The organism is Serratia sp. Ae19-1 (genome assembly GCF_059801225.1).
In genome coordinates, this window is record NZ_JBCHWD010000013.1 from 59,675 (window position 1) to 67,045 (window position 7,371).

The window sequence follows — 7,371 nt, forward strand, 5'->3', positions numbered from 1 at the left end:
AGTCCTGTAGCTTGCTGGACGCCGAGTTTTAACCTGTATACCCTACGCGGATAGCACTAAAATTCGACTAATGGAATATCGGCAACAGAAGGTTTCAGCAATCACATGGGAACGCAGGAAAATCATATCAGGGAACTGCTGGTCTGGATTGAAGATAACCTGACCAATCCGCTGTCGTTGGATATCGTTTCCGCCAAGTCAGGTTATACGAAATGGTACCTGCAGCGCATGTTCAAGAAGCAGACCGGATTGTCGTTAGCCTCTTACATTCGCGCTCGCCGCCTCTATCTCGCCGCTTTCGCCTTGCGTTTCACGCAGAAGAGCATCCTCGATATTTCGGTAGAATATCAATTCGATAATCAGCAGACGTTCTCGCGCTGTTTCAAGAAACACTTCGCCGAATCGCCCAGCGTGTATCGCCATGCCCGCAAACAGGACTTCAGCAACCTGGTGCGTTCGCTGGCGGCCAGCCAGCCCGGCGATATTCAGGTCGAACGCGTCAGCATCGCCAGAGGGCAATACGCGTTTCACGGCAAGCATTACGCGTACCATCTGGATATCGAGAATCTGGATAAGTCGCACCTGCCGCTGCGCAGCGCGCTGCGGGCGCAGTTCTACACCTTGTTGGGCGAGCGCCCGACGCAGACCTATTCATTTACCCAGCTGGTGCCGGACGGCGAGCGGGTCAGAGTCGACTATACCCTGGGCGTGAAGACGGAATATCCGCTGCGCGAAGGCGTGGCGCTGGAGCCGCTGCCGGAGATCCACGGCGAGTTTTGCCGTTTTCGCTATTCAGGCAAGCCGGTGGCGCTCAACGATCACATCATTAAGATTTACACGCAGGTGCTGCCCGAAATGGGGCTGGCCCGCGGTGACGGGCCGGACATGACGGTGTTCAGCTATTCGCTGAGCGGGAAAGAGGAGCTGCACCTGGAGCTGCAGCATCTGGTGCCGGTGGTGCCGCTGCACTGAGCCCGTCGGCGGCCGGCAGCCGGTTTTTTTGCTGCACGATAGCCGCCATCACCGCCAGGGCGATTTCCGCCGGGGTTTTGCTGCCGAGCGGCAGGCCGATCGGCGCATGGATGCGTTCCAGCTCCTGCGGCGTGAACTCGGCGATCTGCTGCAAACGCTGGCGCCGCCGCGCGCTGTTTCTGAGCGAACCCATGGCGCCGATGTAAAACGCCGGGGTGTGGATCGCTTCCATCAGTGTCAGGTCGTCCATCCGCGGATCGTGGGTCAGCGCCACGACGGCGGTGTTGGCATGGCAGCCGCCTTCCTCGATGAACTTGGCCGGAAACTGGCGCAACAGCGTCACGCCGGGCTTCAGCTCGGCGGCGAAGTTGTCCAGCGCCTCAGGGCGGTTCTCGCACACCAGCACCTCAAACCCCAGCGCTACGGCGAAATCGGCGCAGTACAGCGCCACGCTGGACAGCCCGGCGATCAGCAGGCGCGGCGCGGCCGCGATATGCAGGGTGATCTGCTCGAGCCGGCGTTCAACCTGAGTGGCGCTGGTGAAATGGCTCTGCTCAAGGCTATGGCAGGCGTTGGGCAGCGTCAGGCGTTTGAGCAACGCATGATGCCCTTCCAGCGCGCCGGCGATGCGCTGCAGGTAAGCGACGCTGGCTTCTCCCGCCGGCAGATACTCGATCAGCACGTCCAACACGCCGCCGCACGGCAGCGCTACATTGGGCGTCATGCCACCTTCGCCATAACGGATCACCTGGCTGGCCGCCTGATACTCCCCGGCGGCCACGCGCCGCAGAAAGTCTTCCTCCACGCACCCGCCCGACAATGAGCCGCTGTAGCGGCCGTCACGGGTCGCCGCCATCAGCGCGCCCGGCGACCGCGGCGAAGAGCCGTAGGTGCTGAGTACGGTGCATAGCCAGACCGGCTGTTGTTGCAGCCAGTTTATCGCCTGGCTGACCACGGTGACATCAAGATGTTGCATAGGTGAATTTACTCGCTGGCCGGGAGTTGCGATGGAAGATCAATATCCTGCACGACGCCGGGGTGCTCAAGCGGCAACAGGTGTACCGCTGCGCCTTGCAGCAGCCCACGCGCGCCATTATCGCCGTGCAGTTGGCAAAGTTGTTTGCGCAATAGGGCGGAAAAGCCGACCGGGTGACCGGGCTGTTGCGCATAGCTGGGGCGCACGATCGCGTGTTGCCGTAAGGCGTTCGCCACCTGCCGAAAGACATCGGCGCTGACGAACGGCATATCCGCCAGGTGGATCAACCAGCCTTGCCAGTGCGACGTGGCCGCAACGCCCGCGGCGATCGAGTCGCCGAGGCCCGCGCTGGCGAGCAGGGTGACCGGCACCTGGTTGGCGGCGCAGGCTGCCAGTACCGGCAGATTATCCGGCCGGGTCACGACCTGTACCGGCAGGCCGGAGGCCAGCGCCTGGCATAGGGTGTGCTCGAACAGCGAACGCCGCTCGCCCGCCGCATCGGCAAATCCTGCGTTTAACTTGTTGCCCTGGCCGCCGGCCTGAATAAATCGCTCCCCGCGTCCGGCGGCGGTAATGACAATGCCCGTAGTCATGGTTGAGGCCCGCGTTTGCGCAAATTATTTATTAGCATACAAACCATAAGTGTTTTGCAAATGTTTTTTTGTTGAAAACAGCCTGTTAATCATCACATAATTTTAGTTATAAGCATATGCTTATGACGTCTACGGCAAGGTCGTCAGCGTTTGCGCAACAACACCGCGAACAAAAACCAATTACAAGAAAGACGTGAAGGACTTATTTATGAGCAATTTCAACCCGTCGCGGCGCCGCTTTATCAAAAGCGCCGTGATTGCGGGGGTATCCGTGTACCTCGCGCCTTTGTACAGCCGCGCCTACGCCGCGCTGTTCGAGCAAAAAATCCTCCAGTCGCCCAACTGGGATCCGCAGACCAAGCGCGTGCGTTTCCGCATCGACGGCCGCGCCAAGGTTATGGGGCAGAAGGTGTTCGCACGCGATATCCGCGCGGTGGACATGCCGCACTGGCCGCAGAAACAGGCACACGCCTTTATTCTGCGCGTCACCCAAGCCGACCGGCTGTTCGAAGGGGTCGATCTGTCGCTGCTGGGGGACGATCTACAGCCGGATCGCCTAGTGACGGCGGAAGATCTGGCGCGCGACGGCCTGGCTTTCCCGGCGTTCTACGGTGATGACATGCTGCTGCCGAGCGGCAAAACCCCGGCCTATCTTGGCCAGGCGGTGGCAATCCTGATCTATCACGAGTTCGCCCGTTTCCGTTTCGCCAAGGACAAGCTGAAATTCCGTGAAGAGACCATCAAATACGGCGCGGTGACCGGCCCGCTGGAGCGCGATCCCTGGGGCAGCTTCCGCTATGTGCGGGTGGGCGGGGAGCAGCCGTTCGACGACGATCGCTTCTCCAGCCTGAAAGACACGCCGATTTTCCCGGTGTCGATGAAAAAACACCTGCCGGTATGGCCGGAAGGGCGCGAGGGCGGCAAGCTGGATCAGGAAGGCATGCGCTATGCGGGCCTGATCGCCGACGAGCTGGCGAATCCGCCGGCCGATTGGCTGGTGATGTCGCGCCGTTACACCACGCAGTCCATCGACACCTCGGCGCTGGAGCCGGACAACGCCAACGGCTGGTTTGACGCACAGACGCAAACGCTGCATCTGGTGGTGCCGACCCAGTCGCCGCAGGAAGTGGCCGACGAAATGCCGCGCATGCTGGCCAAACGCAACCCGCCAGTGAAACAGCTGATCCTGCACCCGTGCTACACCGTGGGCTACGGTTCGAAAGATCACTACAACTTCCCGTATTACGGCGCGGTGGCGGCGATGTACGGCGACGGCCATCCGGTGCGCCTGGCCAACGACCGCTTCGAACAGTTCCAGACGGCGCTGAAGCGTCACGCGTTCGACATGAACTACCGCATCGCGGTGAACCGTCAGACCGGCGTCATGCAGTCGTTCCTCGGTGACATGACCGCGGACGGCGGCGGCCGCAGCAACTTTACCCCTTCGGTGGTGATGGTCGGCGCGACCGCCGCCCAGTCGATTTACTACTTCCCGAAAAGCGATCTGTCGTCGGTCGGATTAGCTTCACGCGCCATCGACGCCGGTTCGGCGCGTGGTTACGGCACGCTGCAGAGCATGGCCGCCACCGAGATGATGGTGGATGAACTGGCCGCCGAGCTGAAGATCGACCCTATCGAGTTTCGCCTGCGCAACGTGCTGAAATCCGGTATGAAAAACACCCAGGGGGCGATCCCGGCCGGTGCGATCCGCGCCGATGAAGTGCTGGAGAAGGCGGCGAAGCATGAGATGTGGCTCAAGCGCGCCGAACGCAAGGCCGAGTTTGAGAGCCGTCATCCCGGCAAGCGCTATGGCGTTGGTTTCGGCTGCGTGCAGAAAGATTTCGGCACCGGGGCGGAAACTTCGTTCGCCCGGGTGGAGCTGAGCGAAGATGGCCGCATCACCCTGCATCACAGCGGCGCGGAGATGGGCACCGGCATGTCGACCTCGCAGTCGGTGCTGTGCGCCCAGTGGCTGGGCAAACCGGCCGACGAAGCGCACTTCTCGGTCACAGACTGGTCGGTGCTGCCGATGGTCACCAGCGGCGATCCTTACCTGATGTCGCAGGAAGAGCAGGACAAGCTGCAAACCAACCCTAACTGGACGCCGAGCTACTGTTCGCCGTCCAGCGCCAGCAACTCGGCCTATTACTTCTCACACAGCACCCGCGAAGCGGCGCGCCTGATCTTCGATCACGGCCTGTGGCCGGCGGCGATGGCGCTGTGGCAGGCCGGTATCGGCGGCGGCCAGGCGGCGCCGTTGGTGGTGCGGCGCGAAGATGCGCGTTGGGTCGAAGGCGGCCTGACGGCGGCGGGCATGTCGGTGCTGAGCCTCGAACTGCTGGCCAAGACGGCTTATAAGATGGGCGGCGTCACCGGCGCGGCGGTGCACGTCTTCAACCGCTGGCAGTGGGCGGAGGCCGATTTCACGCTGAACGGCAAAAGCGAACGCCTGCCGGTCGACGGCATGGCGCTGCGCAACGCCGGCGGCGAATTCAAACCGCTGGCGCGCGGGCAGGTCTACTACCCGCCGACCCAGCGCAACAATGCGGCGGTGACCTACTACAGTGCCGTCGGCACGCTGGCGGAAGTGGCGGTGGATATCGCCACCGGCCAGGTGGAACTGCTGAATCACCATTCGATCATGGAGTGCGGCAACCTGATCGTGCCGGAACTGGTTTCCGGCCAGCTGCAGGGCGGGCTGGCGATGGGCATCGGCCACGCGCTGCACGAATATTTACCGCTGTACGAAGACGGCCCGGGCAACGGCACCTGGAACTTCAACCGTTACCACCTGCCGCGCGCCAGCGACGTGGCGGTGTGGAAACAGAGCGGCGACATCCTGCCGGCGCTGTCGGAAACCGATCCGCCGAAAGGCATGGCGGAAGTGGTGATGATCCCGATCGTGGCCGCACTGGTCAACGCCATTGCCGACGCCACCGGCCACCGTTTCCGTGATTTGCCCGTTCGTGCAGAAAATATTCGTGAGGTATTACAATGAGCATTAAAACCCAGCCGATTTCCCTGACCATCAACGAGAAACAGTACGGCCCGATCGAGGTGCCGGAAGGCTTGATGATGATCGATTTCCTGCACGAGTATCTCGATTTGACCGGTTCGCGCCTCGGCTGCGGGCAGGGCATTTGCCACGCCTGCGTGGCTATTGTCGATCACCCGAGCGGCACCAGCGAAGAGGTGCGCACCTGCATCACCGGCGCGCATTTCTTCAACGGCAAGAAAGTGCGCACCGTCGAAGGCCACGCCAAGGTGGACGAACAGGGGGAGGTGGTTGAGCTGTCGCCGATCCAGCAGGCGTTTCTGGAGCACTACAGCTTCCAGTGCGGCTACTGCACGCCAGGCTTCGTCAACGCCGCCACCATTTTCGTAGAAAAGCTCAAGCGTGAGCCGATCGCCCGCGATCAGCTGGAGAACGCCATCGAGCAGGCGCTGGACAGCCATATCTGCCGCTGCACCGGCTACGTGCGTTACTACGAAGCGGTGCGCGACGTGGTGCTGAAAACGCCGGGGCTGCTGAAGGAGACGGCACAATGAAAAAACGTCTCGCAGGGTTGATTTTGTTGGTGGCGATCGTGGTGATTGCGCTGTTGTGGTGGCGGGAAAACCGCCGTTACGACGGCCCGGTGCAGCAGGTGACCGCCAGCGCCGAACAGATCGCCCGCGGCCGCTATCTGGCGCAGGCCGCCGACTGCGCCGCCTGTCATACCGCCAGCGGCGGGGCGCCGTTGGCCGGCGGCTATCCGCTGGACACGCCGTTCGGCACGATTTACGGCAGCAACCTGACGCCGTCGGCCGATCACGGCATCGGGCGCTGGAGCAAGGACGACTTCTTCCTGGCGCTGACGCAGGGCGTGGCACCGGGCGGGCGCCACCTGTATCCGGCGATGCCTTACACCTCGTACAAGGGCATTTCGCGTCAGGACGCCGATGATATCTATGCTTACCTGATGACGCGTCCGGCGGTAGACGTGGCCATTCCGGCCAACGAGATGCCGTTCCCGTTCAACCAGCGCATGGCGCTGATCGGCTGGAATCTGCTGTTCCGCAGCCAGGATCCGCTGCCGGCCAGTTCGCAGGGCAGCTCGCCGCAATGGCAGCGCGGCCGCTATCTGGCCGATGTGCTGGGGCACTGTGGTGAATGCCACACGCCGCGCGGCGCGCTGGGGCAGATGGATCTCGGCAAGCCGATGCAGGGCGGCGATCTCGGCCGCTTCATGGCGCCGGACATTACGCCGCATGGCCTGGCGCAGCGCGGCTGGACGCCGCAGGACGTCAGCCGCTTCCTCAGCACCGGCCTTGCGCCGCAGGGTTCCGCCTTCAGTGAAATGCATATGGTGGTGGATCTCAGCACCCGTCATTTGACGCCGCAAGACCATCAGGCGTTGGCGCTGTATCTGATGGGCGAGCAGCCGCCGGCGGCAGTGCCGGTAACAGTGGGCCAGGGCAGCGATGCCGGGCGCATGACCTACCTGGATCAGTGCGCCGGCTGCCATGCGCGCGAAGGCGAGGGCAAACCGCACGTCGCGCCGGCGATGCGCGATAACGCCACGCTGCGCCAGGCGGACGGCAAGAACCTGATCGTGTCGGTGCTGGATGGTTTGCCGGCCCAGCAGTTCCCGAACGGTGAAAGCATGCAGAGCATGCCGGGCTTCGGTGAGCGGCTGAGCGATGCCGACGTGGCCGAGCTGGTGAATTACCTGCGTGTGACCTGGGGCGGTTTGCCGGCGGATATCACCGCCGAGCAGGTGAAAGCGCTGCGTAAGTAAGCGGCGTTCAGGCAAAAAAATGGCCCGCATCTGCGGGCCGTTTTATTTA

Annotated in this window: 6 protein-coding genes; 4 read left to right on the top strand and 2 right to left on the bottom strand. The window is 62.6% G+C overall.

Going from position 1 to position 7,371, the window contains the following annotated elements:
- The first annotated feature begins 105 nt into the window (after positions 1-105).
- The gene (locus AAIE04_RS24290; RefSeq protein WP_019456084.1) at positions 106-972 is read left to right on the top strand and encodes a helix-turn-helix domain-containing protein; all 867 of its coding nucleotides are present in this window, start codon (positions 106-108) and stop codon (positions 970-972) included.
- Here AAIE04_RS24290 and AAIE04_RS24295 read toward each other — a convergent pair.
- Both AAIE04_RS24295 and AAIE04_RS24300 read right to left on the bottom strand, forming a co-directional pair.
- Entirely contained in the window at positions 896-1,948 is a 1,053-nt protein-coding gene (locus AAIE04_RS24295) for an XdhC family protein (RefSeq protein ID WP_074055094.1), read from the bottom strand. The genes AAIE04_RS24290 and AAIE04_RS24295 overlap by 77 nt on opposite strands.
- Before the next feature lie 8 nt (positions 1,949-1,956).
- Positions 1,957-2,541, bottom strand: coding sequence for a nucleotidyltransferase family protein (locus AAIE04_RS24300; protein WP_063919687.1), 585 nt, complete (start codon positions 2,539-2,541; stop codon positions 1,957-1,959).
- Between the two features lie 208 nt (positions 2,542-2,749).
- Between AAIE04_RS24300 and AAIE04_RS24305 the strand changes: the two genes are divergently transcribed.
- The 3 genes from AAIE04_RS24305 to AAIE04_RS24315 are packed head-to-tail and all read left to right on the top strand — an operon-like array spanning position 2,750 to position 7,322.
- A complete protein-coding gene (locus tag AAIE04_RS24305) occupies positions 2,750-5,539 on the top strand; it encodes a xanthine dehydrogenase family protein molybdopterin-binding subunit (protein WP_498577816.1) in 2,790 nt (929 codons plus the stop codon).
- A complete protein-coding gene (locus tag AAIE04_RS24310) occupies positions 5,536-6,090 on the top strand; it encodes a (2Fe-2S)-binding protein (protein ID WP_033639400.1) in 555 nt (184 codons plus the stop codon). Before AAIE04_RS24305 ends, AAIE04_RS24310 begins: the two co-directional genes overlap by 4 nt.
- Positions 6,087-7,322 (top strand): cytochrome c, encoded by a 1,236-nt coding sequence (locus AAIE04_RS24315; RefSeq protein WP_019456079.1) that lies wholly within the window; start codon positions 6,087-6,089, stop codon positions 7,320-7,322. The genes AAIE04_RS24310 and AAIE04_RS24315 overlap by 4 nt, the downstream gene beginning before the upstream one ends.
- Positions 7,323-7,371 lie beyond the last annotated feature (49 nt).